At 62.0% G+C, this 25890-nt stretch carries 25 protein-coding genes and 1 pseudogene; 8 read left to right on the top strand and 18 right to left on the bottom strand.

The genetic code is table 11. From position 1 onward, the window contains the following. Positions 1-30 precede the first annotated feature (30 nt). Genes ACYP01_RS10800 through ACYP01_RS10780 form a run of 5 tightly spaced genes read right to left on the bottom strand, consistent with a single transcriptional unit; the run spans position 31 to position 5612 of the window. Complete coding sequence (locus tag ACYP01_RS10800; RefSeq protein ID WP_021332412.1) at positions 31-1083, bottom strand: acyl-CoA dehydrogenase family protein; 1053 nt, start codon at positions 1081-1083, stop codon at positions 31-33. Further along, entirely contained in the window at positions 1080-2045 is a 966-nt protein-coding gene (locus ACYP01_RS10795; protein ID WP_007734178.1) for an acyl-CoA dehydrogenase family protein, read from the bottom strand. Before ACYP01_RS10795 ends, ACYP01_RS10800 begins: the two co-directional genes overlap by 4 nt. Then, the gene (locus tag ACYP01_RS10790) at positions 2042-3202 is read right to left on the bottom strand and encodes an acyl-CoA dehydrogenase family protein (protein WP_007734181.1); all 1161 of its coding nucleotides are present in this window, start codon (positions 3200-3202) and stop codon (positions 2042-2044) included. Before ACYP01_RS10790 ends, ACYP01_RS10795 begins: the two co-directional genes overlap by 4 nt. After that, positions 3202-4074 carry an enoyl-CoA hydratase gene (locus ACYP01_RS10785; RefSeq protein ID WP_003945432.1) on the bottom strand — a complete coding sequence of 291 codons (873 nt, stop codon included), beginning with the start codon at positions 4072-4074 and terminating at the stop codon, positions 3202-3204. Before ACYP01_RS10785 ends, ACYP01_RS10790 begins: the two co-directional genes overlap by 1 nt. After that, a complete protein-coding gene (locus ACYP01_RS10780; protein ID WP_373937093.1) occupies positions 4071-5612 on the bottom strand; it encodes a FadD3 family acyl-CoA ligase in 1542 nt (513 codons plus the stop codon). Before ACYP01_RS10780 ends, ACYP01_RS10785 begins: the two co-directional genes overlap by 4 nt. Before the next feature lie 55 nt (positions 5613-5667). Here ACYP01_RS10780 and ACYP01_RS10775 point away from each other — a divergent pair, with 55 nt between their 5' ends. The 4 genes from ACYP01_RS10775 (at position 5668) to ACYP01_RS10760 (ending at position 9617) form a co-directional block, all read left to right on the top strand. Continuing rightward, positions 5668-6897 carry an acyl-CoA dehydrogenase family protein gene (locus tag ACYP01_RS10775; RefSeq protein ID WP_007734188.1) on the top strand — a complete coding sequence of 410 codons (1230 nt, stop codon included), beginning with the start codon at positions 5668-5670 and terminating at the stop codon, positions 6895-6897. Continuing rightward, a complete protein-coding gene (locus ACYP01_RS10770; protein ID WP_003945582.1) occupies positions 6897-7709 on the top strand; it encodes an SDR family oxidoreductase in 813 nt (270 codons plus the stop codon). The genes ACYP01_RS10775 and ACYP01_RS10770 overlap by 1 nt, the downstream gene beginning before the upstream one ends. 76 nt (positions 7710-7785) lie before the next feature. After that, positions 7786-8457, top strand: a complete 672-nt coding sequence (locus ACYP01_RS10765; protein WP_003945807.1) for a TetR/AcrR family transcriptional regulator — start codon at positions 7786-7788, stop codon at positions 8455-8457. 11 nt (positions 8458-8468) lie between these two features. Next, entirely contained in the window at positions 8469-9617 is a 1149-nt protein-coding gene (locus tag ACYP01_RS10760) for an acetyl-CoA C-acetyltransferase (protein ID WP_003945727.1), read from the top strand. 54 nt (positions 9618-9671) lie between these two features. On the opposite strand, the gene ACYP01_RS10755 is transcribed toward ACYP01_RS10760, so the two are convergent. Both ACYP01_RS10755 and ACYP01_RS10750 read right to left on the bottom strand, forming a co-directional pair. Continuing rightward, complete coding sequence (locus ACYP01_RS10755) at positions 9672-9989, bottom strand: DUF4333 domain-containing protein (RefSeq protein ID WP_020906277.1); 318 nt, start codon at positions 9987-9989, stop codon at positions 9672-9674. A gap of 98 nt (positions 9990-10087) precedes the next feature. Then, positions 10088-11488, bottom strand: a complete 1401-nt coding sequence (locus ACYP01_RS10750; RefSeq protein ID WP_459679880.1) for a cytochrome P450 — start codon at positions 11486-11488, stop codon at positions 10088-10090. Between the two features lie 96 nt (positions 11489-11584). Between ACYP01_RS10750 and ACYP01_RS10745 the strand changes: the two genes are divergently transcribed. Then, positions 11585-12172 (top strand): TetR/AcrR family transcriptional regulator, encoded by a 588-nt coding sequence (locus tag ACYP01_RS10745; protein ID WP_003945528.1) that lies wholly within the window; start codon positions 11585-11587, stop codon positions 12170-12172. A gap of 47 nt (positions 12173-12219) precedes the next feature. Here ACYP01_RS10745 and ACYP01_RS10740 read toward each other — a convergent pair whose 3' ends face one another. Both ACYP01_RS10740 and ACYP01_RS10735 read right to left on the bottom strand, forming a co-directional pair. Continuing rightward, entirely contained in the window at positions 12220-13230 is a 1011-nt protein-coding gene (locus tag ACYP01_RS10740; RefSeq protein WP_459679877.1) for an ABC transporter substrate-binding protein, read from the bottom strand. Positions 13231-13312: 82 nt separating this feature from the next. Next, the gene (locus tag ACYP01_RS10735; RefSeq protein WP_003945620.1) at positions 13313-14191 is read right to left on the bottom strand and encodes a bile acid:sodium symporter family protein; all 879 of its coding nucleotides are present in this window, start codon (positions 14189-14191) and stop codon (positions 13313-13315) included. Between the two features lie 132 nt (positions 14192-14323). Here ACYP01_RS10735 and ACYP01_RS10730 point away from each other — a divergent pair, with 132 nt between their 5' ends. The 3 genes from ACYP01_RS10730 to ACYP01_RS10720 are packed head-to-tail and all read left to right on the top strand — an operon-like array spanning position 14324 to position 16619. Further along, entirely contained in the window at positions 14324-14596 is a 273-nt protein-coding gene (locus ACYP01_RS10730) for a DUF2277 domain-containing protein (RefSeq protein ID WP_003945457.1), read from the top strand. 5 nt (positions 14597-14601) lie between these two features. Further along, positions 14602-16023, top strand: coding sequence for an alpha/beta hydrolase (locus ACYP01_RS10725; RefSeq protein ID WP_459679875.1), 1422 nt, complete (start codon positions 14602-14604; stop codon positions 16021-16023). A 50-nt stretch (positions 16024-16073) separates the two neighbouring features. Beyond that, the gene (locus tag ACYP01_RS10720; protein WP_459679873.1) at positions 16074-16619 is read left to right on the top strand and encodes an NUDIX domain-containing protein; all 546 of its coding nucleotides are present in this window, start codon (positions 16074-16076) and stop codon (positions 16617-16619) included. Between the two features lie 302 nt (positions 16620-16921). On the opposite strand, the pseudogene ACYP01_RS10715 reads toward ACYP01_RS10720, so the two are convergent. The 9 genes and pseudogenes from ACYP01_RS10715 to ACYP01_RS10675 all read right to left on the bottom strand — a co-directional run. Continuing rightward, positions 16922-17248: pseudogene (locus ACYP01_RS10715) on the bottom strand (transglycosylase family protein); the annotation flags it as partial. A 483-nt stretch (positions 17249-17731) separates the two neighbouring features. Next, on the bottom strand, positions 17732-18637 hold the full coding sequence (locus ACYP01_RS10710; RefSeq protein WP_459679870.1) for an oxygenase MpaB family protein: 906 nt from the start codon (positions 18635-18637) through the stop codon (positions 17732-17734). 24 nt (positions 18638-18661) lie between these two features. After that, the gene (locus ACYP01_RS10705) at positions 18662-19219 is read right to left on the bottom strand and encodes a hypothetical protein (RefSeq protein ID WP_054827261.1); all 558 of its coding nucleotides are present in this window, start codon (positions 19217-19219) and stop codon (positions 18662-18664) included. Then, positions 19206-20426 carry an MlaD family protein gene (locus ACYP01_RS10700; protein ID WP_007734224.1) on the bottom strand — a complete coding sequence of 407 codons (1221 nt, stop codon included), beginning with the start codon at positions 20424-20426 and terminating at the stop codon, positions 19206-19208. The genes ACYP01_RS10705 and ACYP01_RS10700 overlap by 14 nt, the downstream gene beginning before the upstream one ends. Further along, complete coding sequence (locus tag ACYP01_RS10695) at positions 20423-21487, bottom strand: MCE family protein (RefSeq protein WP_054827260.1); 1065 nt, start codon at positions 21485-21487, stop codon at positions 20423-20425. Before ACYP01_RS10695 ends, ACYP01_RS10700 begins: the two co-directional genes overlap by 4 nt. Further along, positions 21484-22581 (bottom strand): MCE family protein, encoded by a 1098-nt coding sequence (locus tag ACYP01_RS10690; RefSeq protein ID WP_003945762.1) that lies wholly within the window; start codon positions 22579-22581, stop codon positions 21484-21486. Before ACYP01_RS10690 ends, ACYP01_RS10695 begins: the two co-directional genes overlap by 4 nt. Continuing rightward, complete coding sequence (locus ACYP01_RS10685; protein WP_459680233.1) at positions 22578-23633, bottom strand: MCE family protein; 1056 nt, start codon at positions 23631-23633, stop codon at positions 22578-22580. Before ACYP01_RS10685 ends, ACYP01_RS10690 begins: the two co-directional genes overlap by 4 nt. Next, a complete protein-coding gene (locus ACYP01_RS10680; protein WP_459679866.1) occupies positions 23633-24664 on the bottom strand; it encodes an MCE family protein in 1032 nt (343 codons plus the stop codon). The genes ACYP01_RS10685 and ACYP01_RS10680 overlap by 1 nt, the downstream gene beginning before the upstream one ends. Next, positions 24661-25890, bottom strand: coding sequence for an MCE family protein (locus tag ACYP01_RS10675; RefSeq protein WP_285181489.1), 1230 nt, complete (start codon positions 25888-25890; stop codon positions 24661-24663). Before ACYP01_RS10675 ends, ACYP01_RS10680 begins: the two co-directional genes overlap by 4 nt.

Raw genomic sequence — 25890 nt, 5'->3', positions numbered from 1 at the left:
CAATCCCGAGCGAACAAGCACCGACGTCTCCTAGAGGCCCGCTGCCTGCGCGAGGCTCGGCAGGTAGGTGCTCGGCTGACCGAAGAGCTGAGCGCTGCCGTGTGCACGCTTGAAGTACAGCTGAGCGTCGTGCTCCCAGGTGATTGCGATTCCGCCGTGCAACTGAACTGCTTCGGAGGTGATCTGCTGCAAGGCTTCCGAGCAGTAGACCTTCGCCACTGCCGCGTCGTCCGCCGACTGCGTCGCCACGGCGGCGTACGTCATCGACCTCGCCGTCTCGACCAACGTGTACATATCGGCCATCCGATGTTTGAGGGCCTGGAAAGAACCGATCGCGCGCCCGAACTGCTTGCGCGACTTGGTGTATTCCACGGTCTGTTCGACGATCGCTGCTGCCGCTCCGACCTGTTCAGCAGACAAGGCGATCAGAACGACGGTTCGGATCCGATCGACCAGATCTTCGGACCACTCCAGTGGCCGACCACGAACACCGGAGAACGTGACCTCCGCCAGCGTTCGCGTCGGATCCATGGTGGGGACGCGTCGGCGGGAGACGCCTTCGGCCGCTGGATCCACTTCGTAGAACCCGTCGGCCGTGAGAACGAGCAGGGTGTCTGCGACGTGTCCGTCGAGGACGTACGACGCCGTGCCGGTCAACGCGTCTTCGGTTGCCTCGACGCCGAAGGTGCTCCAACCCGCGGCACCTGCCCAGCACAGGGCCAGCGTGCTCTCGCCGGACGCGACACCGGGCAGCAGTCGTGAGCATGCGTCGTCGTCACCGGAAAGCAGCAGTGCCTGTGCGGCAAGAATCGCCGAACCCAGCATCGGTGACGGGGTCAGCGTGCGGCCCAATTCCTCCTGGACCACGTGTACCTCGCCCAAACCTGCTCCGACGCCGTCGAACTCCTCCGGAATCGCCAACGCGGCGACGCCGATCTGCTCGCACAGCTTGCTCCACAAAGCGGCGTCGTAGCCGATCTCGGTGGTGATGGCGGCGCGGACGGCAGCGGAGTCGGAATGCTTGCTCAGGAGATCGCGTACCGATGCGCGCAGTGCTGCCTGGTCTTCGGTGTCGATGCTCATGATGCAACCAGCGCTTCGACGACGCGTGCGCGATGCTCGGACGGTGTGCCCCACGCGGTGAGCAGCGCCCGTACCTTGGTGAGCCACAAGGAGAGATCGTGTTCCATCGTGTAGCCGATGGCGCCGTGAACCTGGAGTCCGACGCGAGCGGCCTTGTACGCAGCATCCCCGCACGCGACCTTGGCCGCAGAGATGTCACGCGAGGCGTCGGCCGACTGATCGCGAACCGACAGTGCGGCGCCGTGCAGCAGGGGGCGAGCCATTTCGAGGGAGACGGCAACCTCGGCCAGGTGGTGCTTCATGGCCTGGAACTGTCCGATGACCTTGCCGAACTGCTTGCGTTGCTTCGCGTATTCGGTGGTGACCTCGAGCAGTGTCTGGCCCAGGCCCTGCAACTGCGCGGCAGTGGCAAGAGCGCCCATGTCGAAGGCGGCCGAGAAGTCGGCGGAGCCCAGCGATTCGCCGGCGGAAACCTCGTAGAGCTTGCGGGAGAGATCCACCGATGCCTTGGCTTCGCCAGGGACACCGAGTGATACGGCACCGTCCTGCGCGAGCAGAACCAGATCCACCGCATCGGCGTCGAGCGCGAACGGTGTGCGCGGGGGAGCTGCGACAGTTGCCAGCGAACCCTCGGCGAGAGCAGAGAGACGTTCCGGTGCAACGGAGGCCAGGAGCGTCGGCGCCACGGCGATGGTCTCGACGACCGGTCCGGGTACTGCGTGCCGACCGAGCTGTTCGAGCGCAACGACCAGGTCGACGGCGTCGGCGCCGAGTCCGTCGTGCTCTTCGGAGATGACGAGACCGTTGACGCCGGTCTCGGCGAGGCGCTGCCAGAGCTTCTTGCCCGGCTCGGTGTCACCGTCGTTCCACGAACGGATGACGGCGGGCATGTCGGACTTGGTCAGCAGTGCATCGATGCTTGCAGCGAAGTCCTGGTGGGAGGAGTCGAGCGCGAATCTCATCGGTCCGCCTTCGGTAGGCCGAGCAGACGCTCAGCGATGACGTTTTTCTGAATCTCGTTGGTGCCTGCGTAGATCGGGCCGGACAGGGAGAACAGGTATCCGTCCATCCAGTTGTCGGCCAACTCGGCTTCAGGGCCCTGAAGTTCGAGAGCAGTCTCGTGGGTGGCGATATCCCACTCGGACCAGAAGACCTTGTTGATCGAGGACTCGGCGCCGAGCTGTCCACCGTCGGCCAGACGGGTGACGGTGCCGAATGTGTTGAGTTGGTAAGCGCGAGCGCCGATCCAGGCGTCGGCGACCTGGTTGCGCAGAGCGCTGTCGTCGGTGCGTCCGCTGGACTTGTACAGCTCGAGCAGGCGGTCGACGGTGGCGAGAAAGCGGCCGGGGCTGCGCAGCGAGAGACCACGCTCGTTGCTCGCGGTGCTCATCGCGACCCGCCAACCTTCGTTGACGTTTCCGATCACACCCGACTCACCTGGGTTGGCCGGGTCGTCCGGAACGAAGACGTCTTCGAGGAAGATCTCGGCGAAGCCGGGCTCACCGTCGAGCTGATCGATCGGGCGAACGGTGACACCCTTCGACCGGAGGTCGAACATGAAATACGTGATGCCCTTGTGGCGCTGCGCATCCGGATCGGAGCGGAACAAGCCGAAGCCCCAGTCGGCGTAACTCGCGCGTGAGCTCCACGTCTTCTGACCGTTGAGCAGCCAGCCGCCGTCGACCTTCTTCGCACTCGAACGCAGGCTTGCGAGGTCGGAACCGGACTCGGGCTCGGACCAGGCCTGGGCCCAGATGTCGTCGGCACGAGCCATGCGCGGCATGATGCGAGCCAACTGCTCGGCATTTGCATGCTCGAACAGTGTGGGAGCCAACAAGAAGATGCCGTTCTGGCTGACGCGGCCGGGCGCGCCCGAGCGGTAGTACTCCTCCTCGAAGATGACCCATTCGAGCAGGGACGCATCGCGTCCGCCGAGTTCCTTGGGCCAGGAGACGACGGCGTAGCCGGCATCGGCGAGCGTGTGCTCCCACTGACGGTGCTCTTCGAAGCCTTCGGCGGTATCCATCGACTTCAGGGGAGTCGCGGGCACATTCGCTTCCAGGAACGAGCGAACCTCGTCACGGAATGCGGTTGTGGCGTCGTCGAATACGAGATCCACTAGTTTGTTCCTTCCTGCGGTGCGCGAGCACTGGCAGCCATAGCTTTGGCGTCGAGACCACCAAGCGAGTCTTTGCCGACTTCGGCGTTGTGAGCGTGAGCGAAGTGATGCAGACCGAAGACGGAGTCGATGCCGTTGCGCATCCCCATCTGATCCTCGCACTGATTGACGGCCTTCTTGGTCAAAGCCAGTCCGAAGCGCGGCATCTCGGCGATACGTCCGGCGAGTTCGAACGTCTCCTTCTCGAGATGCTTGCGGGCGACGACGCGGTTCACCATGCCGATTTCGTAGGCGCGTTGCGCGGTGAACCGATCGCCGGTGAAGAGCATTTCCTTGGCGAATCGTGAACCGACCATCCACGGGTGCGCGAAGTATTCGACGCCGGGGATGCCCATGCGGACAACGGGATCGGAGAAGAAGGCGTCGTCGGCCGCGACGATCATGTCGCAGACCCAGGCGAGCATGAGTCCGCCGGCAATGCAGGCGCCTTGCACCATCGCGATGGTGGGCTTGGGGATCTCCCGCCAGCGACGGCACATGCCCAGGTAGACCTCCATCTCGCGGGCGAAACGCTGGTCACCGCCTGGCTTGTCGACGTGATTCCACCACATGGTGGCCTTGTTCTCGTACTCGACGTGATGGTCGCGTCCCGGAGTTCCCAGGTCGTGACCGGCACTGAAGTGAGGTCCGTTGCCTGCCAGGACGATCACCTTCACATCATCGTCCTCGACAGCGCGCTGGAATGCCGCGTCGAGGGCGTACGTCACGACCGAGTTCTGGGCATTGCGGTAGTCGGGACGATTCAAGGTCACGACGGCGACCGAGTCGCGAACCTCGTAGGTCACGACGTCGGCTTCGAAGGGAACGGTCATGATTGTTCCTCGCGCAGAACCGTTTTGAGGACCTTGCCCGAAGGGTTACGGGGTAGGTGATCGACGAAGCGCACCTCGCGAGGCACCTTGAAGCCTGCGATCTTCTCCTTGAGGAAGGCGATCACCGACTCTTCGGTGAGGCCGGCACCGTCGAGTTGGGCGATGTAGACGCGGCCCACCTCTCCCATCCGGTGATCGGGGATGCCGATGGCAGCAGACTCGTGGACGCCGGGCAGGCGAGCCAACATGCCCTCGATCTCGGCGGGGTAGACGTTGAATCCGCCGCTGACGTACATGTCTTTCAGACGGTCGGTGATGTCGAGATATCCGCGCTCGTCGAGGGTTCCGACGTCTCCGGTGTGCAGCCAGCCGTCGGCGTCGATTGCCTTGGCGGTGGATTCCGGGTCGTCGAGGTACCCGAGCATGACGTTCGGTCCGCGAAGCAGGATCTCGCCTTGTTCGCCGATCTTGACCTCGAAATCGGCTGTCGCGCGGCCGGAACTGGTGGAGACGGTGACCGGGTCGTCGTCGGTGCGGCACATGGTCGCAACCACTGCCTCGGTCAGACCGTATGCCGTGAGGACGGCGTCGAAAAGCTCTGCTTGCATTCGCTCGACGAGAGCAACCGGCACGGGTGCTGCGCCCGTGATCGCGATGCGGAGCGAGGACAGGTCGTATTCGCTGCGGCGGGGATGATCGAGGATGGTCTGGTAGATCGTCGGGGCGCCAGGCAGGATGCTGATCTTCTCGCTGCTGACCAATGCGAGGGTGTCGTCGATGTTGAAGACGGACACCGGCACGATCGTCGCACCGTTCAACAGGCAGACCAGGATTCCGGCCTTGTACCCGAAGGTGTGGAAGAACGGGCTGATGATGAGGAAGTTGTCGTCGGCGGTGACCTCGGCGCATTCACCCCACGACTTGGCGACGGCGATGGACTGACGATGCGCGGTGATCGCACCCTTGCTGCGTCCCGTGGTGCCGGAGGTGAAGAGGATGTCGCTGATGTCGTCGGGCTGTACCTTCGCGGCACGCGCATCGGCTTCGGTGCGGGCGGCGTCGGTGGCGAGCGCAAGGAAGTCCTCGAACTCGATGACGCCGTCACGGTCGTCGTCCCCGTCGATCGGTACCTGGATGACGGTGGGGATCCTCAGGTCCGGATTGGCGTCGAGCAACTGCTGGTACCGATCGGCCTTGAGGAACGTGCCGACGACCACCAGGGCAGCTGCGTCGACGCGCTCGATGATGTCGAGTGCTTCGGTGCCGGTGTAGCGCGTGTTGATCGGGATGATGGCTGCGCCGGCGTACTGAGCGCCGAGCAGGGCGATCACCCAGTGGTACGTGTTGGGCGCCCAGATGACGACGCGGTCGCCTGCCTTCACCCCACGGTTGATCAGTGCGCCGGCGAAATCGCGGACGCGCTGATGTAGCTGTGCGAAGGTCAGTCGGGTGTCGCCATCGGCGATAGCCGCGCGCTCACCGAACTCCTCGGCGGCCCGGATGAGGGCTGATGGGATGGTTCTCGGTTGTTCGGTCACTGGACTCCTACCTGACACGCTACCTAGCAAGTGCTTGGTAGGTTATCTTACATATGTGGACCAGAGCGAGAGCCCGGACGGGCAGATGACGGACGACGAGTTTGCGGCCACGGTCGCGCAGTGGTTGGCCGAGAACTTGACGGGCAAATTCGCCCAGCTCAAGGGTAAGGGCGGCCCCGGCAGTGAGCACGAGTTCTTCGAGCAACGACTCGAGTGGGACAAGCACCTCGCAGCGTCGGGGTGGACGTGCCTCGGGTGGCCGAAGGAGTTCGGCGGGCGGGGAGCAAGCATCTCCCAGCAGGTCATCTTCCATCAGGAGTACGCGAAGGCCGGTGCGCCCGCTCGCGTCAGCCACATCGGTGAAGAGCTGCTCGGCCCGACGCTGATCGCGTACGGCACCGACGAGCAGAAGCGCCGATTCCTTCCTGGCATCAACACGGTCAGTGAACTGTGGTCGCAGGGCTACTCCGAGCCCGGCGCCGGTTCCGACCTCGCGAACGTCTCCACGACCGCACGCCTCGAAGACGGCAAGTGGATCATCAACGGCCAGAAGGTGTGGACCTCACTGGCTCACGTCGCGCAGTGGTGCTTCGTGGTCTGCCGCACCGAGGTGGGCTCCAAGCGTCACCAGGGGTTGAGCTTCCTGCTGGTCCCGTTGGATCAGCCCGGTGTGACAGTTCGGCCCATTCAGCAGCTCACCGGCACATCGGAGTTCAACGAGGTCTTCTTCGACGACGCCGTCACCGATGCCGATCTGGTGGTCGGGGAACCCGGCGAGGGCTGGAAGATCGCGATGGGGCTGCTCACCTTCGAGCGCGGTGTATCCACGCTCGGACAGCAGATCGGATTTGCCCGCGAGCTCCAAGGCGTCGTCGACCTGGCGAAAGCCAATGGCAGTGACCAGGATCCGCACATTCGCGAAAAGATCGCCCGCGCGTGGGTCGGACTGCGCGTGATGCGCGCCCACGCGATGCGCACTCTCGACGCGGTCGACGCCGGAACCGGTGGCGGAGAAGCGTCCGTCGCAAAACTGCTGTGGGCCAACTGGCATCGTGATCTGGGACAGCTGGCGATGGACGTGCAGGGTGCGTCGTCGTTGGTTGCACCGTGGGCGGATTCCGAAGGCAATGCCTCGGACATCACCGATCCCGAGCACCTCGAGCTCGACGAATGGCAACGCCTCTTCCTCTTCACCCGCGCCGACACGATTTACGGCGGCTCCAACGAAATTCAGCGCAACATCATTTCCGAGCGCGTGCTCGGTCTTCCCCGAGAGGCCCGTTAATGTCTGACACCAAAGCCGCGTCCCCGCTTTCCGTTGCGCCGGAGGAAACCCCGGGCCACGGACTGCTCGCGGGCAAGAAGGCGATCATCACCGCCGCAGCCGGAACCGGCATCGGTTTCTCCACTGCGCGCAGGGTGCTTCTCGAGGGCGGCGACGTTCTCGTCTCCGACTTCCACGAGCGTCGACTCGGCGAGACGGTGGAGAAGCTGAAGGCCGAATTCCCCGGTCAGCAGGTCGAATCGATCATCTGTGACGTCTCGAGCACCGAGCAGGTCGACGCGTTGTTCGTCGGCGCCGCCGAGAAGTTGGGACGTATCGACATCGTCGTCAACAACGCGGGCCTTGGCGGTGAAACTCCCGTCGTCGACATGACGGACGATCAGTGGGATCGCGTTCTCGACATCACCCTCAACAGCACCTTCCGTTCGACGCGCGCAGCCCTGCGGTACTTCAAAAGCGTTCCCCACGGCGGTGTTCTGGTGAACAACGCGTCCGTTCTCGGTTGGCGCGCGCAGCATTCCCAGGCGCACTACGCCGCAGCCAAGGCCGGCGTCATGGCGCTGACTCGGTGCAGCGCCATCGAAGCAGCGGAGTACGGAGTCCGTATCAACGCGGTCTCGCCTTCCATTGCGCGTCACGCGTTCCTGGCGAAGGTCACCAGTGAGGAACTGCTCGACCAGTTGGCTTCCGGTGAGGCCTACGGCCGCGCCGCGGAGGTCTGGGAGATCGCAACGGTCATCGCGATGCTCGCCAGCGATTACTCCACTTACATGACCGGCGAGATCGTCTCCGTTTCTTCGCAGAGGGCCTAGCGTCCCCGTGCGCGGTTAAGGAGTCCCTGGACTCGCTGACCGCGCACAGGGGAAGGCCCTGGATAGGATTGAATACATGACGCCACCTCGAAATTCCGACGAATCAAACGGCAAGTCCGGGCGCCGCGACGAGCTGCTCGAGATCGCGGCGGGGCTCTTCGCCGATCGCGGAGTGCGCGCGACGACCGTCCGCGACATCGCCGACGCCGCCGGGATCCTGTCCGGCAGCCTGTATCACCATTTCGATTCCAAGGAGTCGATGGTCGACGAGATCCTGCACCAGTTCCTCGACGAACTCTTCGGAAAATACCGCGAGATCGTCGCGGCGGGGTTGGACAGTCGCGCGACGCTCGAAGCACTGGTCGTGACGTCGTACGAGGCCATCGACGCCTCACATTCGGCTGTGGCGATCTACCAGGACGAGGTCAAGCACCTCGTCGGGAACGAGCGCTTCGCTTACCTGGCCGAGCGCAACACCGAATTCCGGGACCTGTGGGTCGGCGTCCTCGAAGCCGGCGTCGCGGACGGGACCTTCCGCTCCGACATCGACGTCGAATTGGTCTTCCGCTTCATGCGCGACACCGTGTGGGTCGCGGTTCGCTGGTACCGCCCGGGTGGATCCCTCTCGGCGCACGCCGTCGCGGCTCAATATCTCGCGATCGTGCTCGACGGGCTCTCCGATCCGGCCACAACTTCAGACGCTATTGCTGAATCAACTTCAAGAACTATTGCTGCACAACGAAACTAGGAGCTAACGCTATGTCCGAGGTTTACATCGTCGACGCCATTCGCACACCGATCGGCAAGAGGGGCGGCGCGCTGTCCGGCGTGCACCCCATCGATCTCGGTGCGCACGTCGTCAAGGCACTGGTCGAGCGCACCGGTATCGACCCCAGTGACGTCGATGACGTGATCTTCGGTTGCGTCGACGCCATCGGCGGCCAGGCCGGCAACATCGCCCGTATGTCCTGGCTCGCAGCGGGCTTCCCGGAGCACGTTCCCGGGGTGACCGTCGACCGTCAGTGCGGTTCGAGCCAGCAGGCAGTGCACTTCGGCGCTCAGGCAATCCTGTCGGGCACCGCGGATCTGATCGTTGCCGGCGGCGTTCAGAACATGAGCCAGATTCCGATCTCGGCAGCGATGATCGTCGGTCAGCAGTACGGATTCGACACGCCGACTTCGGGTTCGGTCGGTTGGACCGAGCGCTACGGTGACCAAGAGGTCTCGCAGTTCAAGGGCGCCGAAATGATCGCCGAGAAGTGGGACATCAGCCGCGAAGAGCTCGAGAAGTGGGCCCTGCAGAGCCATGAGCGCGCCAAGGCTGCAATCGCCGCGGGTCGCTTCGACAACGAGATCGTTGCCATGGGCGACGCGACCGTCGACGAAGGACCCCGCGAGACCAGCCTCGAAAAGATGGCGACGCTCAAGGTTCTCGTCGAAGACGGACGCATGACCGCGGCAGTGGCCAGCCAGATCTCCGACGGTGCGAGTGCGCTGCTGCTGGCGTCGGCGGAAGCGGTGGAGAAGTACAACCTCAAGCCCCGCGCCCGGATTCATCACCTCAGCGCACGCGGCGACGACCCGATCTTCATGCTCAGTGCGCCGATCCCGGCCACAAAGCATGCTCTCGCGAAGGCCGGCCTGAGCATCGAGGACATCGACATCGTCGAGATCAACGAAGCTTTCGCCCCGGTCGTCCTGGCCTGGATCAAGGAGATCGGTGCAGATCCGGCCAAGGTCAACGTCAACGGCGGCGCGATCGCACTCGGTCACCCGCTCGGCGCGACCGGCACCAAGCTGATGGCAACCCTGCTCAACGAACTCGAGCGCACCGGTGGCCGCTACGGCTTGCTGACCATCTGTGAAGGTGGCGGCACCGCGAACGCGACGATTATCGAGCGTCTCTGACGCCTTGCTGTGCGCCTTTATTAACCGCCGGCGGTTAATAAAGGCGCACAGCAGTTAGTTGTTCGGCACATCCGCAACCTTGATGTCGAAGTTCGCACTTTCACCGTCAACGCTGGTCACGGTAGCTGTGACGTCGTACTCGGTGCCCTGCTCGGTCAGGATGCACGTGATCGATGCGCCGACTTCGGCGTCGAGGTTCTCCGGACACGTCACGTCGTCTGGTGGCTCGCCGATCTTCTCGGCTAGTTGAGTGGAGATCTGACTTGCGACTTCGGACTTGTCCACTTGCGGCGTCCCGACGCTTGCCGAGCAAGCTCCCGTGGCCAATGCCGCCGAGAGTAAGACGATTCCCACTGCAGGCCTCTTTGTCATGTGAACTCCCAGGGTGCGCCGGTGCTCGCTGCTGCCACCTCAGGGATTACCGCATTCGGGACTGTTTCAACCGAGTTGCGCGACGCAGTTTTGCGAGGTCAGCGTCGGCGGACCGTCAAGTTGAAGCCTTCGGGCATCAGGGTGAGCCGTTCGGCTACCTTCAACTCGTAGTCCGGATCGGCCTCGATCGTGTATTTCTGCAAGATGGTGCCCAACACGAGGACCGCTTCGTGAATAGCGAATTGTCTTCCGATGCAGGCGCGTTCACCTGTTCCGAACGGCTTGTACACGTGCGCCGGCCTGGCTTTGATGTTGGCGGGCAGGAAGCGGTCCGGATCGAACGCCTCGGGATCGTTGCCCCACACCGGATCACGATGAAGTGACGGGATGAGCACGAGCATCCAATCGCCCTTCTTCATCGGATACTTGCCGACGAGCGTCGTGTCTTCGAGCGCCGCGCGCCCGTAGGCGGGAGCGGTCGGCCACAGACGCAATGATTCGTCGAGGACGCGTCGTACGTATCGAAGTTTCGCGATCTTCTCGAAGGCGGGCTCCTCGCCCTCCCATACCTTGTCGACCTCGGCTTGCGCCTTGGCCAGCACGTCAGGGTTTCGTGACAGGTAGTACAGCGCGAACGACAATGCGCCGGAGGTCGTTTCGTGTCCGGCGACGAGGAAGGTCACGACCTGATGGCGGATGTTCAGTTCGTCGATACGGTTGGGATCGTTCTCGCGTGCCGCCCGCAGCATCAGTTCGAGAAGATCTTCGGGCCCCGGTTCGGTACTTGTCCGCCGGGCACGGATCACTTCGTCCACAACCTCGGCCATGTACGCCTTGCGGACCTCGTCACGTTGATCGGCGCGACGTGCGAGCACTCTCCCGAGGGCGGTCGACTTCAGGAACGTCGTGCGCTGCGAATGGGAGAGTGCGCCGACCATTGCCTTGACGAACGGATGCTGTTCTTCACGTTCGAAGGAGTCGAACGAGTAGCTGAATCCAGTGCGTCCGATGGTCTCCAGCGTCAGCTTGGTCATGTCTGCAGAGACGTCGATGGGGGAGTCACTTTCACGACTGTCCCAATGGTCGACCAACTCGCCGGCCACGTCGAGCATGGTGCGGTGGTACGAGCGCATCGCAGTCTGGCTGAACGCCGGTGCCAGGAGATTGTGCGCCCTGCCCCAGTTGGGTTCGTGGTTGTACGCCGTGAACAGGCCGTCGCCGCCGATTCCGCGGAGTGCTTTGACTCCAGGTGCAAGGTGCTTCGCGAACCGGGACTCGTCGGACAGTTCTGCCACCATGTCCGCGCCCGAGGCGAAGACGAAGCGATTTCCCAGGACATTTCTCTCGAAGATCGGGCCGAGTTCGCGGCCGATGCTCACGGAGTTCTGCAGCGGTGTCCGGATATTGATCCCGAGAACGTCCCCGAGGACCGGCAGGCGCCACGCCGGATGCGGGATCCGAGCATCGGTCGTCGCCTCTGGAGTGGTGTCGACGCTCATTGTGTGTCCCCCGGGGTGAGATCGCTTACTGAATTGATGTCTAGTACGCAAAGTACGCCTTACTGAATCGGTGTCAAGTAGTAATCTGACTTGCCTATGGTCGCACCACGAAAACGCCTGGACCGAGAGCAGCGGCGCACGCAGTTGCTCGACATCGGCGCGCAACTTTTTGCCGATCGCTCGTACGAGGATGTGTGGATCGAAGAGGTCGCCGAGATTGCGGGCGTCTCGCGCGGGTTGATGTACCACTATTTTCCGACCAAGCGAGACTTCTTCGCCGCAATCGTCGAGCGCGAATCGCAGCACCTGCTCGAGGTGACCGCACCCGATGCGACGCTACCGGTGCGCGAACAGGTGGCAGCCGGGTTGGACGCCTACTTCGCGTACGTGAAGTCGCACAGCAGGGGAGTGCGCGCCATCAACGTCGGGACGCTCTCGGCCGAGGCCGGTATCCGGGCGATTGTCGAGCGCGAACTCGAACAGCAGCAGATTCGAATCCTCGATGCACTGGGATTCGAGGGCGAAAGAAGACAGCTCGCTGCCGTTGCAGTTCGGGGATGGATCGCGTTCGTCCGAGCTGTCTGCCTCGACTGGCTCGATCAACCTTCCATACCGCAGGAAGAGTTGAGAGTGATCTGTCTGCGGACCCTCTCCGGAGCGTTGGGCATCGACCTCGAAACGTGAAAAGCCGACCGCGCGGGAGCGGCCGGCATTTCCACGGACAAGGCTGATCAGTCGAGCGTCGAATAGAGATCGTCCCAGCCCTTGGCGACGTACATGTTGGTGTAGATGGACCCGTAGTACGTACTTCCTTGCAGAACGGTGACGTTCCCGGCCTGCACAGCCGGAAGTCGTTGCCACAACTTGTTGTCCGAGAGTTGATCGAAGGTGGTGTCACTGCTGTCGGTGACAGAAACCATGAACGCGTCGCAGTCTTGCAGACGATCCATCTCTTCGATGCTCAGTCGTCCCTGATTATCGAAACCGGTTGTGCTCAATGTTCTTCCGCCGATATCGGCGAGCGTCATGTCGGTGGGTTGACGATTCTTCTTACCCGTTTCCTCCGACACGGGCAGGCTGTCGATGTAGATCGTGGCCTTGTCCGGACTGTAGGACAAGCTTGCGACGGTTTTGCCCGCGATCGCCGAAGCGTGTCGAGTGCGAATGTCGGTGATCAGAGCGTCGTAATCGGTGATCAGGCGATCCATGGTGGGTGTTCGGCCCAGCCAATCGGAGAGCCGGGTCAGGTTCTCCCGCCACGTCTGCTTCGATTCGGTCGTCAGGACAGGAGCGATGGCTTGGAGCTTTGCAGCGGGCCAGTACTCGTTGTCGGCGTCGACGCAGATGATGAGATCGGGTGCGAGTCCGAGGATCTGCTCCAGATTGGGCTTGTCGCTGAGGTATTCGGCCGAGCCGTCGGCGGGAACCCACTTGGTGACGGGCGAGATGTTGTATCCGAACACCGGTAGTTCCAGGGCAATGGCGAGCTCGAGGTCGGTTCGGGCGTCGACGGCCAAGACCCGCTTCGGGTTGGTAGGTATGTCGTAGGTCCCCAACGGCGTGGTGACGGTGCGCATTTGAGCGTCATCATCGGTACCTGAACCGTCGCTGGAACTGCAGGACGACAGAATAGTTGCGACTGCTGCCATCCCGGCTCCGATGCCGAATTGGCGACGGGTAAGTGCGTCGACTAGCTCTTGCCAGACGCGTTCGTCCGGCACGGTAGGTGTGTTGGTCAGCATTTTTTCGATACCCTTCGGTCTGAGTCCGTATCGATCGTAGGGTTGGCGATACCAGATCACCTATATCGAAAACCGCCTGATATTAGTCGATTTCGGCCATGGTCCGTGACTTTCGGGTGATGGCGGCGCCGAAGGCTGCAGCGAGCGGGAACATCAGAACGCCGTACACCGCGGCCGGCACTGCCAATTGCACGTTGTCGAGGAGACTGACGGCGATGGTGATCGCCAACGTGCTGTTGTGGATGCCGATTTCCATGGAACTGGCGATGGCCTGACGATCCTCGATGCCGAATATCCGGGGAACGACGTAACCGATCGAGAGGCTCAATAGGCAGAACAAGGCAGCGACGACGCCGATGTCGACGAGATAGTCCGCGATGTTCTCGCGCTCGGAAACAACCGTTCCGACGATCACCAGTGCCAGAACCACCGCGGATCCGATGCGGACGGGCTTGTCCATGCGCTCGGCAAAGGCGCTCGAGCGCAATCGAACCCACATTCCGAGGGCGACAGGAATCAGTACGACGGCAAAGACCTGAAGTACCTTCGTGAACTGCAGTCCGAGGGTGCCGTCCGCGTCCTCGGGTTCGAAGTACCCCAACGCGAAGTTGGTGATGAGCGGAAGGGTGACCACCGCTATCACCGAATTGACCGCAGTGAGTGTCACATTGAGAGCGACATCGCCGCGGAACAGATGACTGAACAGATTTGCCGTGGTGCCGCCCGGTGATGCGGCGAGGAGCATCATGCCGACGGCGAGCAGCGGGTCGAGGTCGAACAACGTGACCAGACCGAAGGCCGCGGCCGGGAGCAACAACAACTGACAGATCAGGGCAATCGAGACGGCTTTCGGCGCTTTTGCCACGCGGGCAAAATCTCCGACCGTCAAGGAAAGCCCGAGGCCGAACATGATGATGGCGAGTGCGGCGGGTAGGCCGACGGAGGTGAGTGCAGAGTCCATGAGTTAGTGGCTACTTCCAGTCACTGGGGGAATTTCACTGAAACTACCGTGATGCCCGGATCTGCGTGGCAGTTTGGATACATTGATGTATCGAACCGTGACGGCGTCGGTGAGCAGGGTTATCGTCGAATTATGTGCCGAAACATCACTGAACTTCGTGGACTCGAGCCCGCTGCTACGCCGGAGGAGATCGAGGCGGCCTCTCGCCAATACGTACGTAAGGTGAGCGGAATAGCCAAGGTGTCCGACGCGAACCGAGACGCCTTCGAACAGGCGGTGCGTGAGGTGACCGAAACGACGACGCGCCTGCTCAGTGCGTTGCCGCCTCGCAGACAGCCACCTCAGACCGTCCCTCCGTTGCGTCGCCCGGAAGTACAGGCTCGGATCGCTGCTCGTTCGTCCTGACCCGAGTGGATCTCACAGATATCGACGTATGGGACGTCGAAGCCTTGGATCAACTGTCTGCTGGGTTGGAAGGCGTTCTGGTCGCTCACCGCGTTCGCGACATCCGTCGACGGCTGGATACGCTGCGCAAAGAGGCCGTCGCCGACGACTTGCATATTCGTCAGGACGGAACCGTCTCTGCCGTTGCGCCCATCGCCGACGGTCATCCGCTCCACGTGCACGCCCAGTTGCTCGCGGTCGCAGTTCGAGACTTGATCGGTGAGGCACTGCTGGTCAGCGCGGATCTTCATCATGCGTTGTCTCTGCGGTCTCAGGTCGGCACCGACCTCCGTGACAAAGCTGTGCGTGTGGGGGAGGAGTGGCGAGCGTTCAGCCCTGATCGGCAGCGTCAGATGTTGCGTCATGCACCAGGCCTGATCGCCAACCTCGACGGCATTCCTGCTGCGGTTCGCAGCCCGGCCAATCTCGATCGAATTCAATCGGAACGAGCACGGCTGCAAGATGATTCAGTCCGAATCTCGCAAGAACTTCACCGCGAGTTCTTCGGCGGCAGACTGAGTAACACCGGGGCGGGCCAGTGGTACGCCGAACGCAAACTCGAGGATCTGGACGCGCTCGACGAGTTGTTTCGGGCCGAACCTGATCGACGGTTACTGCTCATGGACATGCGCTCGGGTGAACGCGGCTTCGCTGCAATTGCGGTCGGTGATCCGGACACAGCGGATCACATCTCCGTGACGATTCCCGGACTGAACACCAACGTCAAGGACTCGATGCGCGGAATGGTCGGCGAGGCAACGCGATTACGAGCCGAGGCGATGCGGCAACTCGAACTGGCCGGCCGAAAGGAAAGCGTGGCCACCATCGCCTGGATCGGATACGACGCGCCACAGGTGATCGGGCCGGGAAAGTTCGACATCGGTCGGGCCAGCTTCGACGTCAGTCGATCGTCCAAGGCCGGCATAGCCGCCGACGCATTGGGCAGCTTTTTTCACGGTCTTCGTTCTGCGTCGGTCAACGACGGAGTCCATATCACCGCGTTGGGCCACTCCTACGGATCCCTCGCGACTTCTCTTGCGCTGCAACGCGGGGCAAGCGCAGCGGTCGACGACGTGGTGTTCTACGGTTCACCCGGGGTGCGAGCCAAGGTGGAGTCGGACCTCGGTATCGCCGACCGGCACGTCTACGTCATGAAAGCGGAAGGCGACAGTATCGCGGGGTTCGGCCGTTTCGGTGGCGATCCGACGCGCACCGAGTTCCATCGGTTGTCCACGGCCGAGGGGATCACCCCGGATGGAGTGAAGCACGAGCGGGCGTTCGGGCATGCGGAGTACGCGAGGACAGGGGACAACGGAGAACTGCGGATGTCGGGATACAACCTCGCAGTTGTGGTTGCCGGACTGCCGGAGTTGGCCGTCATGGCCTGACCTGCTGACTTACGGTGGCACTCATGCGTCTGAGGCATTCGGCCAGGGGGTTGGTCGTTGACGACCAGTCCCGTCTTCTGCTTTACCGATTCATCGCGCCCGGGGGCGGGCTGACGGTCTGGTGTCCTCCGGGCGGAGGCTTGGAAGGAGACGAAACCCCGTCCGAGGCGCTCGCGCGCGAATTGGACGAGGAGATCGGCTTGCGCGACTACGGCGCAGCCACCCATGTGTGGCATGAGGAGATCCGTGACCCGGCGATATTGCCGGGTTGGGGTGGTGCGATCAACGACTACTTCCTCGTGCCGGTGGCGACCGCATTCGAGCCCTGTGGGTCGTTGGGGCGCGAAGCGCTGGCCGCCGAGCTGGTCGAGCACTTCGAGTGGTGGAGCGTTGACCGTCTCTTGTCACACAGTGGTCGAGAAGTGTTCGGCCACGCGATTTACCCGACCGGTTTGCACGCCTGGTCAAGGATGGGCTATCGAGTGCGCCGAATCGATTTGTTCGGTCGCCGTGAGGGATGCGAGGTAGCGATTGAAAACGAACATTTCGGCATCGAAACACGGCTACGCTGGGGTTATGGAGCACTACGTGCGTAAGGACCCCATCCCGTACGCTTCTACGGCTGCGCTGGTCAGTTCTCACAACCGGTTGGCGAGGACGGCCCAACAATTGTGGATGGCTCTCCGAGGGCTGATGCGTGATCGGAAGGCGAGTCGGTACACCTCGCTCGCTCCGCGTCATCCCGACGGATCACGTACCGCCGTAATGTCTTTCAACAGCAGCGGCGGAGGGGCCGGATCAGGCGGGGCATGAAGGTCGCTAGTGCGACGCTGCCCGGGGCCCGTCGAATTCTCGACGAACACCGGGCAGTGACGCACTACTCGAACTGGGGTCAGCGGAGGTACTGTCCGCACACCGGCCACGCGCCGGCGCCCTGACCGGCAAGGACGTTTTCAGCAACGCGGACCTGTTCTGCCTGGCTGGCGTTGGCGGCGCTGCCCGCTCCGCCGTAGGCCTCCCACGTGCTCTGGCTGAACTGGAGTCCGCCGTAGTAGCCGTTTCCGGTGTTCGCGGCCCAGTTGCCCGAAGATTCGCATTCTGCGACACCCGACCAGTCGTGGGTGGCTGCGGATGCGGTGCCTGCGCTCAATCCGAGGGCTCCGGCTGCGAGGGCTCCGGCTGCGGCGACAGAGGCAAGTGCACGGGTAACGGTGGTCTTGGTCATTTTCGGTAAATCCTCTCGAGTCCCGCCGACGGAGGACGGTGACCGTCTCAGCTCCGCTCCCACCACTAGGAATGTTGTCGAGTCCGAACCGCGGGGTGGGACGGGCGGTGGCGATTCGGTAATGCCCGGTTGATCGGGCTGTCACCAACCATAAGAGATGATTACGGATTGGTCACGGGTCGGCGTGTCGACACATGTTTGTGCAACAGAAATGCATCAAAGAGTGTTTTCCCAGGTCGCGTGGCGATATGCCACCTCTCCCGGCGTTACATAAACGAGATAAAATGTGATGCAAGTCACCTGAAACGCGCCTCGACGGCGTCGATATGCGGCGAATGTGACACTCGATCAGCCCGGTTTGTCGGCTTTTCGACCCGGTTTCAGTCGTTCTGGAACCCATGTCCAGCCGTGATCTGTTGTCGACCGACCGGCCCGATTTACCTGTCGGGCAGCAGAATTGACAACGAATAACTCGACACTGGCTCAGACGAGATTCTTGCTCGCCTTGATCCGGCGGCGAATGTCGCGCATCTGAATGGTGTTTCCGGCCTGACGGATGGAGCGTGGAATGAACCTGTTGACGAACGACACGAAAATGAAGAGGTGTTCGAACCGGCGGCGGTCGTCTTCGGTCCACTCGAGATCGAGTTGGTTGCGGTAGATCGGTGGAAGGAATCCGACCGTCAGGAACCGCAACAAGTTTCGGAACACCAGGCGTATCGGCCACGCGATCATCTGTAGGTTGACCAAGTCGATCAGGTACTGCTTGGTGCGTTCGTCGATGACGACGCGTTCGCAACCGAGGTTCCAGTAGCGCTCGAAGTCGGCACGTGTGGCCGGCCACATCTCTTCGGTGACCTGCAGCGTCGTTCCCAAAGTTGACGCGGACTTGTAGAACGACTCCGCCTGTTCTTCGGACATCTTGCCGTGCAGCAACTGATGACTGTCTTCGAAACCGATGAACAGGCATGCAGCAACCCATAATTGGAGTTCGCGATTGAAGGCGTTGTACTTGACCGGGCTGTTTGAATCCGACTTCACATGTCGGTGCACCGAGTTCACGGCCTCGCGGTAAGCCTTTCGCTCTTCCTCGTCACCCAGGATCGCGACCGTCAGGTACTGCGTCGTGGTTCGTGCACGCTTCCACGGATGCGCTGTCAGAGCACCCGATTCGACCTTGCTCTCCATGACGCCGTACGCCACCTCGGGCCAACCGAGTTGCAGGATGACGTTGGCAGCGGCTCCGGCGAACGACCAGAAATCGAGTGCGTCGGTGATGTGTGCGGGCTTACGTGCCCACCGTCTACGCTCGGCCGTGATGGTGATGCGTGTCTGATCGGTGCGAAGCGACGACTCGGACTTTTCCGAATCCAGGTAGTGAGTGGGCATGGATCTTCCTCCGCGTGTGGTGAGTTACTTGGTCTCGACGTTGCTCACGAGCCACCGGTCGCCCGAGCGGACCAGGGACACGACCATGCGGTACTTCTGTGTGTTTCCCTCTGGCGCTGCGACATTCTTGGCTTGTTGGTCGACGAACACGAGCACCTTGGCCGACGAATTGTCCAGCGATTCGATACCGACGTCTGTCGCCGTCGCGCTCGCCTGGCCTTGGCCCCCGGCAACGACTTCGCGAAGTGAATCGACCATTGTTCGGTAGGTGCCGGCAAACTCGTCGGTCGACATCGAGGCAATGCTGTCTTTGTTGGCATCGAGGTTCTGATAGTCGAAGGAGGACATGATGGTCGAGTAATCCCGCGCGGTGTCCAAAGCCTCCTGCCGCAGCGTGTCTTCCTGATTCGCCGAGTACATCTGGAATCCGAGCACCGCCAATGCTGCGACCAGCGCTACCGCCATTAGTGAGATCAGTGCGTTGCGTGGCTCCTTCAGGCGGTGAAGTAGCGACGGAGAAGTCGGATGTTCGGCCACCTCGGCTTCTGTCTCGTCGAGTAGTGCGTTGTCACCGTGTGCCATTTCCCAGTCCTTCCAACATCAATCTCCAGTAGTTCAGGGCGTCGACTCCGGTCGGGACGAGAATCGGATCTGCGACGACGGGCGGTCCGATCGGAGTGCCCGGGACGGTCGAGTTCTGCAAACCGAGGTCGTTCGGACGCGGAGCATTCTGTGCTCCGCGTTGGACGAGGTCGTCGGCGGGGGGACAGTACATCGCCAGACTCGGACTGGTGGGAGACAGATCGCCGACCTCACGCCGAGGGGTGTCGTAGTTGCAGACCGGCCCCTGGGTCGCAACCAAGGCAAAGTCGGCGCGATCGCCTTTGACGATGGATGCCAGTTTGGCGAGACCTTCAGGAATCGTGACAAGTCCGGTTTCCAGGGCGTCTGTGCGGTCGGAGATGATCGGTGCGACAGTGACGAGATTGGCCAGGACCGCTCCGAAAGTGTTGTGGTACTTGTCGAACAACTGTTGAGCGCTGTTCAGGGCGGCGGGCGAATGATCGGTGAGGTAGATCAGCACCGGCGCGTTGGATTCGAGTTGTTCGGTGAAGTTCTTGGCAGCTGCCATTCCCCGGACGAACGAATCCGATTGTGTCGCCATGGAGTCCACCAACGTGGAGGTTCGCGACAGCAGCGCAGCGAGTTCGGCCGACTGGTCGTTCAACTGCGCCGACATGGTCCCACCGTTGTCGATCATCGTCGCCAAGCTCGGGCCGAGCCCGTTGAACGAATTCCCCAGCTCGGTCCCGATGTCGCTGATCGCTTGTGGATCAATCCCTTCCAAGACACCGGACGCCTGAAGCATCAACTGGCTCATCTGGACCGGTTGCTGATCCGCGGGCATGGCGATCTCGTCGCCGTCCCTAAGATACGGGCCGTGGTCTGTGTTGGGGTAGATGTCGACATTCTGAATTCCGGCTGCGGTCCCCATCGTCACCTTGGCGACGCTGTCGGTAGGTATCTCGGTGTTGTCGTTGAGTGAGAGTTCCACCCGAGCCGTGCGGGTGCCTGCGTCGAGTTCGACTTCACTCACTTTCCCCACCTGTACGCCGCGATACGTGACGACCGTGCCCTTGGTCAGTCCGAAGGCGTCGGACATGTTGGCGTGCAGCCGGATTTGACCCCCGAAACCCTGAGGGCCGACCACGTAGACGATCCCGAAAGGGATGACCACAGCAGCGATCAGAGCGAACAGGACAAGTTGAACAAGCGCAAGGCGACTCAACGCAGACCTCCCTGAAGTAGATCGGTGAGAGTTCCCGCTGGTGCGATCGATTGACCGGCCATACCGCCGCTCCAGAGCTTGTCGATCGTTCCCGGAATATCCAGGGCGCCGTCGAAAACGAGGTAGTCACCCTGCACTGCACCGGTGAAGTTTTCGAGCAACCCGTTCATGTTCGTCAGCGTCTGGCCGATCTCCGAGTTGAACGAATCCAGAGTCCCGACAACGGTCGACGCATCGTGCAGCATCGCGTCGAGGCCGTTGGGAGACGAGTCGAGAATGGTGTTTGCGTTGGTGGCGAGCTGAACGGTCGAGTTCAACAGGCTCGCAATCTGATCCTTCTGTCCCACGAGAATCGACACCACCTGTGGAACGGAATCGAGGTAGTTGTCGACAACTACGCGTTGGCCGGCCAGTTGGGAGGAGACCCGGGCAGCGAGGTCGACGGCCTCGTCGAACTCGCTGCGGTGACTGCTTGCCTCTGCCATGAGCGAGGTGAGGGTCTCGGTCAGAGAACGAACTTCACCGGAGCGCCCGGAAAACGCGGTGTTCAGCTCGCGCACCACGGTATCGAGTTGGTCGATGCCGCTTCCGGTCAGAACCGTGCCGAGGGTGGCAAGCGCACTTTCGACCTGCGGACCGATCTCGGTGCGAGACTCCGGAATTGTGTCTCCGTCGCTGAGCGTGGAGCCGGACGGAACTTCCGGCACCAAGAGTCTGATGAACGGATTGCCAAGTGCGGACGGGAGTTCGACGGAAGCTTCGACGTTGTCGGGCAATGGCGTCGCGGCGTCCAGACTCAGAGTCACATCGGCTCCGACGACATCGGCTGACAGCGCGGATACTCGACCGATGACTTTCTGGCCGCTGCGGACGTCTGCTCCCAACACCAGGCCGTCGGCGCCGGCCAGCTGCAGCGCCACGTTGTACGCGTCACCGTCGGCCGAACGACCCAGGGGTAGGTCTTGAATGCCTGCGCTACAGCCGCCGAAGGCGAGCACGGCCGCAGAACCCACACCGATGATCACGATACCGGCGATTATTCGAACCGATTGCCGCGTCAATTGCCACCTCCGGGGACGGCTCCGCCGGAAATCGCGGAGGCGATGCCGAGCGGATCAGAAGTGCTGAGGGGGAAGGAAATCGGATTCGTGAACCCGGCTCCGGTGCAGATCGGCAACTTGTAGGTGTCGCACAGCGGTTTCGCCACCGCGAACTGAGTCAATGCAGTCGAGACGTTGAGCCGAATGCGCCCGCGCTGATCAGGACCGATTGTCTGGGAGAGGTTCTGCATCATCAACGGCACCAGGTCCATGAACTCGGCGAGGCCGGGTTCTTTGGCAGCCAGAGTGTCACCGAGAACTCGCACGTTGTCGGCTATGGCACCGACATCATCGCCGTGAGTTGTCATGAAACTGTTCAACTGGTCGAAGACCACCTGCAGATCCTGCAGAGGCTGTGAGATGTCCATGTTCTGGCTCGCCCATTGATCACCCAGGACGCCGAGGTCGCCGACAAGTTCGTCGAGGCTGACCTGCCGTGCGTCCAGAGCATTCATCAAAGTGTTGAGATTGTCGACAAGGGCACCTATGTCTTCCGACCGAGCGCCGACAACTCCGGTTGCCGTGCTGAGGTTGCGAATTGCGGTGTTGAATTGATCGCCCTGGCCCTGCCACCCGGCGGCGCCGCGGCTCACGAGATCGCCGAGATTGCCCCCATCCCCGGCAAATGCGTCGGCCAAAGTGCTGACGCTTCCCATCAAGCCGTCGAAATCTATGGGGGAGTGGGCACGTTCGATCGGAATCTGGTCGCCGTCTTTCAGTGTCTCTCCGCCGGTGTACGCCGGGCCGAGTTCGATGTGTCGATCGCTGATCACCGATGGATTGAGGACATAGGCCGAGGCGTCGGCGGGCAGGTCCACGGAGTCGGGCATCGACATCGCTACTCGAACAGAAGTTCCGCGAGGTTCCACCGACGTGACCGTCCCGACGCCGACTCCGAGGACGGTGACCTTGCTTCCCTCGTAGATTCCGCCGACGTAGCTGAAATCGGCGTAGACGGTCTTGGACTGATCTGTTCGTCCGAATATGTACCAACCGGGCAGGGCGATCGCCAAGGTCACTACCAGCATGGCCGTGACGGCTTTTCGTGTATTCACTTGCAGCCCTCCATGATGCCGAGCGCGCAGAGCAGATTGTCCGGGATCACGGCCGCCGGCGCGTTGACGTCGGTCCAATTGCCGGTGCCGGTTGAATCGGTGACCGAACGCAGCGCGGAAGGAAGACGAGTCAACAGCAGGTCGATCTGATCTGCGTTGTTCTTCAGCGTGGTGGTGACCGCGACGAGGTTGTCGGTCATGGCTCCGAACTCGTCCTGACGATCGACGAAAGTGGTGGAGAGCTTCGAGATGATGATTGTCAGGTTGTCGACCAGCTGAGTCAGTGCGTCCTTGCGCATCGCAAGAGTTCGAACGATCGTCTGAGCATTGGCCGCAGTACCGACGATCGAATCGGTTTGTGCCGCAGCCATGTCCGACAGCTCACGAGACATGATGAGAATCTGGTCGATCTGTTCACTGTTCTGCGCGAAAGCCGCCGAGGTGCCGCTGATTCCGGCCAGAGCCCGGCCCACCTGATCGGAATCAGTGGGAATCACCTGCGAAAGGGTGTTCATCATGGACTCCATCGCCTGTAGGTCGACGCCTGTTGCCGCAGTGGTGGCATCACTGCTGACGTCGTCGAGGCTGTACGGCACGGTTGTGCGGGAGAGCGGGATGACCCGCGCCTCGGAGTCGTCGACCACTCCGGCCGGCACGATCTCCAGGTAGCGCTTGCCGAGGACCGTCTTGAGCCTGACCGTCGCCGTGCTCTGGTTTCCCAAAGGCTGGTCCTTGTCCAAGCGGAAGTTGACGACGACGTGGTCGCCGGCAAGGTCGATCGAATCCACTCGGCCCGCGGGAACCCCGGCCACGTAAACCGGATCGGTGTCGGAAAGCCCGCTGGCATTGGCTAACTCGGCTGTGTATGCCGACGTGCGTACGTTGTACCAGAGCTTCGGAATGCCCAAGGCGGCGCCGAGTCCCACCACCAGAACGAAGATTCCGAGACTGCCCAGGGCGAGAGCGGTGCCGCTACCGCTGCGACGGCGATCCCCTTTGAACAGGAAGAGCACGATGCCGACGAACACGTCGATCAGCTTGACCAGGAACATCATGAGCACACCGGCGAGTGTGTCGGACCGAAGATGTTGGCTTCCATGTCGCCTGCCTTCAGAGTGAAATTGCACAGATACAGGCTGATGAAACTTCCGTAACTTCCGATCCGGTGGGCGGCGTCGGCGAACTGGGGAAGGTTGACGAGAAGTCTGTTGAACTCGTCGGTGCTCGCAATCCAACTCCCGGTGACACTTTCGAGTTGTTGCACGGTCTGACCGAATGCGCCGTTCGACCCGGCCATGATCTGAGCCAACGACGAGACAGTGCGGTTTCCCTGATCCAAGAGCGAGACCAGTTGATCGTTCTGCCCGACGACGGAAGTACTCAGATCGTTCAAACCGTCCAACAGACCGACCAATTCGGGTTGACGCTCGTCGACGGAGGTGAGAAGAGTGTTCATGTTCGTGAGTAGTTGCGCGAAGACGTCCTGACGGTCGACCAGGCCGGAACTCATGGTCGCGATCTGGTCGAGCAGGGTGGTCATTGCCTGGCCCTGGCCGTTGAAGGTTTCGACAAAACTTCGCGTGAGCGTGTTGACCTGCTCGGGCTGCAGCGCGGCGAACAACGGTTTGAACCCGTTCATCAGGGCCGTCAAGTTGATCGGCGGTGTTGTCTGCGCCAGCGGTATCGTGTCACCTGGTTCGAGCTGTCGTGCGGATACCGTTGTTGCGCTGTCGTCTTGCGTCAGTGCCAGATATCGAGCACCGAGCATGTCGCCGTAGCGCACGGCGGCACGGACATCCGACTCGAGGGAATATCGCGACTCGATTTCGACGTCGACGATCGCCTTGCTCGTCCCGCCTCCGTTGTCGGCGAACGCAACCGAGTCCACGCGGCCGATACGCACACCCGACATGGTGACCGGGTTGCCCGGGTTGAGTCCTTCGACGTCGGTGAACTCGAACGAGTACGAATCGGTGCTTCCGCGAACCGGGACCGACAACGTGTTCGCCACGAACGACGCGCAGGCGACGCCGGTGAGACAGAAGAGTGACAACCGAATTACCTGGCCAGGACGGACCTTCACGGGACGGTCACCTCGTTACCTCTGACCATCGGCCCCAACATCAGTGTTGTTGCCGGGTTGGGGGTATCCGAGGGTTCCGGCGATCCGCCCAGTAGTTGATCTTCGAGGTACCGCAGGGGGGCCGCTTCGGCTACGCCGCCCACGACCGGGGCACTGACGGGTTGTTCAGGCGTCAGGTTGGAGCCCGAACACTGTGCTCCGCGCGAGTCACCGTACTGCGGGCAATCATCACCCGTGTATGGGAGCGGTTCGGCGAACGTGGCAACTGCTGTGATGTCGAACTTTCCGGTGGCGAAGACCCGAGCGCCCGCGGCGCCGAACGTACTGGCATTCGCGAGGGTGGAACGCAGTCCTCCGGGATTGGCCGCGGTGGTTGCGAGTATCTTTCCGGCGGAATCGATCACAGTGATGATGTTTCGGTTGTTCGCCCCGACAAAATCGTCGACGGTAGCGGCGAAGACTGCGGCCGCGCCGATCGAGGACTCGAGATTCGCTCTGTTGGCGACCATGTCGTTCGAGACGGTTGTGGCGGCTGCCAAGGTATCGAGAATGTCGGGGGTCGCACGGTCCAACGCGTCGACGACCGACTTGAATTCGGGTGTCGATTCGAGGAATTGGTGTGCGGCGGGTGTCAGTACGCCGGACGCGGCACTGAGATTGTCTATCGTGGTACCGATCTCGGCTCCGTTTCCGTCGAGCGCCTGGCCCAGCGCAGTCAGGGCTGTCTGCAACTTCTCGGGCTGCATCGCAGTGAGGACGCCCACCAACTTGGTGTACACGTCGTAGAGCGCAACGGCTTCGGGACCGTCGTCCATGTGGATCTCGTCTCCGTCCGCCAGAGTCGTCTGGCCCTGCTCATTCGGACTGTCCACGAGCTGCATGTAGATGTCGCCGAAGAACGTGCGTGGAACAACGCGAGCCACCACGTCAGCGGGAATCTTCGACGCGTCATCGGTCTGAATCTGCAACTGCACAACGGATTCGGCGGTTCCTGATTCGATTTCACCGATTCGGCCGACGTTGACGCCGTGGTACCGAACCGGAGCTTCACCGCTGATGAGACCGGCTGTGGCTGGAACAGCGACGAAGATGTCGGTGCTCTGCTCGAGATTTCCCGAACCGCGTAGAACCATTGTCACGGCGGCGGCGGCGGCGACGGCTACGACTATGGCGATCGCGCCGCGAAGGGCGTACACGATCTTCGTGCGTGTAGTGAGTCTGTCCAC

The organism is Rhodococcus sp. no. 34, assembly GCF_054589475.1.
The sequence above is the reverse complement of the archived record's forward strand: the minus strand, read 5'-3'. Positions and strand labels throughout refer to the sequence as shown.

Excerpts from the sequence above, each read along its gene's own strand:
- ACYP01_RS10800 (WP_021332412.1), bottom strand. The coding sequence starts at position 1,083 with ATGAGCATCGACACCGAAGACCAGGCAGCACTGCGCGCATCGGTACGC.
- ACYP01_RS10795 (WP_007734178.1), bottom strand. The coding sequence starts at position 2,045 with ATGAGATTCGCGCTCGACTCCTCCCACCAGGACTTCGCTGCAAGCATC.
- ACYP01_RS10785 (WP_003945432.1), bottom strand. The coding sequence starts at position 4,074 with ATGACCGTTCCCTTCGAAGCCGACGTCGTGACCTACGAGGTTCGCGAC.
- ACYP01_RS10770 (WP_003945582.1), top strand. The coding sequence starts at position 6,897 with ATGTCTGACACCAAAGCCGCGTCCCCGCTTTCCGTTGCGCCGGAGGAA.
- ACYP01_RS10765 (WP_003945807.1), top strand. The coding sequence starts at position 7,786 with ATGACGCCACCTCGAAATTCCGACGAATCAAACGGCAAGTCCGGGCGC.
- ACYP01_RS10760 (WP_003945727.1), top strand. The coding sequence starts at position 8,469 with ATGTCCGAGGTTTACATCGTCGACGCCATTCGCACACCGATCGGCAAG.
- ACYP01_RS10755 (WP_020906277.1), bottom strand. The coding sequence starts at position 9,989 with ATGACAAAGAGGCCTGCAGTGGGAATCGTCTTACTCTCGGCGGCATTG.
- ACYP01_RS10750 (WP_459679880.1), bottom strand. The coding sequence starts at position 11,488 with ATGAGCGTCGACACCACTCCAGAGGCGACGACCGATGCTCGGATCCCG.
- ACYP01_RS10745 (WP_003945528.1), top strand. The coding sequence starts at position 11,585 with ATGGTCGCACCACGAAAACGCCTGGACCGAGAGCAGCGGCGCACGCAG.
- ACYP01_RS10740 (WP_459679877.1), bottom strand. The coding sequence starts at position 13,230 with ATGCTGACCAACACACCTACCGTGCCGGACGAACGCGTCTGGCAAGAG.
- ACYP01_RS10735 (WP_003945620.1), bottom strand. The coding sequence starts at position 14,191 with ATGGACTCTGCACTCACCTCCGTCGGCCTACCCGCCGCACTCGCCATC.
- ACYP01_RS10730 (WP_003945457.1), top strand. The coding sequence starts at position 14,324 with ATGTGCCGAAACATCACTGAACTTCGTGGACTCGAGCCCGCTGCTACG.
- ACYP01_RS10710 (WP_459679870.1), bottom strand. The coding sequence starts at position 18,637 with ATGCCCACTCACTACCTGGATTCGGAAAAGTCCGAGTCGTCGCTTCGC.
- ACYP01_RS10705 (WP_054827261.1), bottom strand. The coding sequence starts at position 19,219 with ATGGCACACGGTGACAACGCACTACTCGACGAGACAGAAGCCGAGGTG.
- ACYP01_RS10685 (WP_459680233.1), bottom strand. The coding sequence starts at position 23,633 with ATGTTCCTGGTCAAGCTGATCGACGTGTTCGTCGGCATCGTGCTCTTC.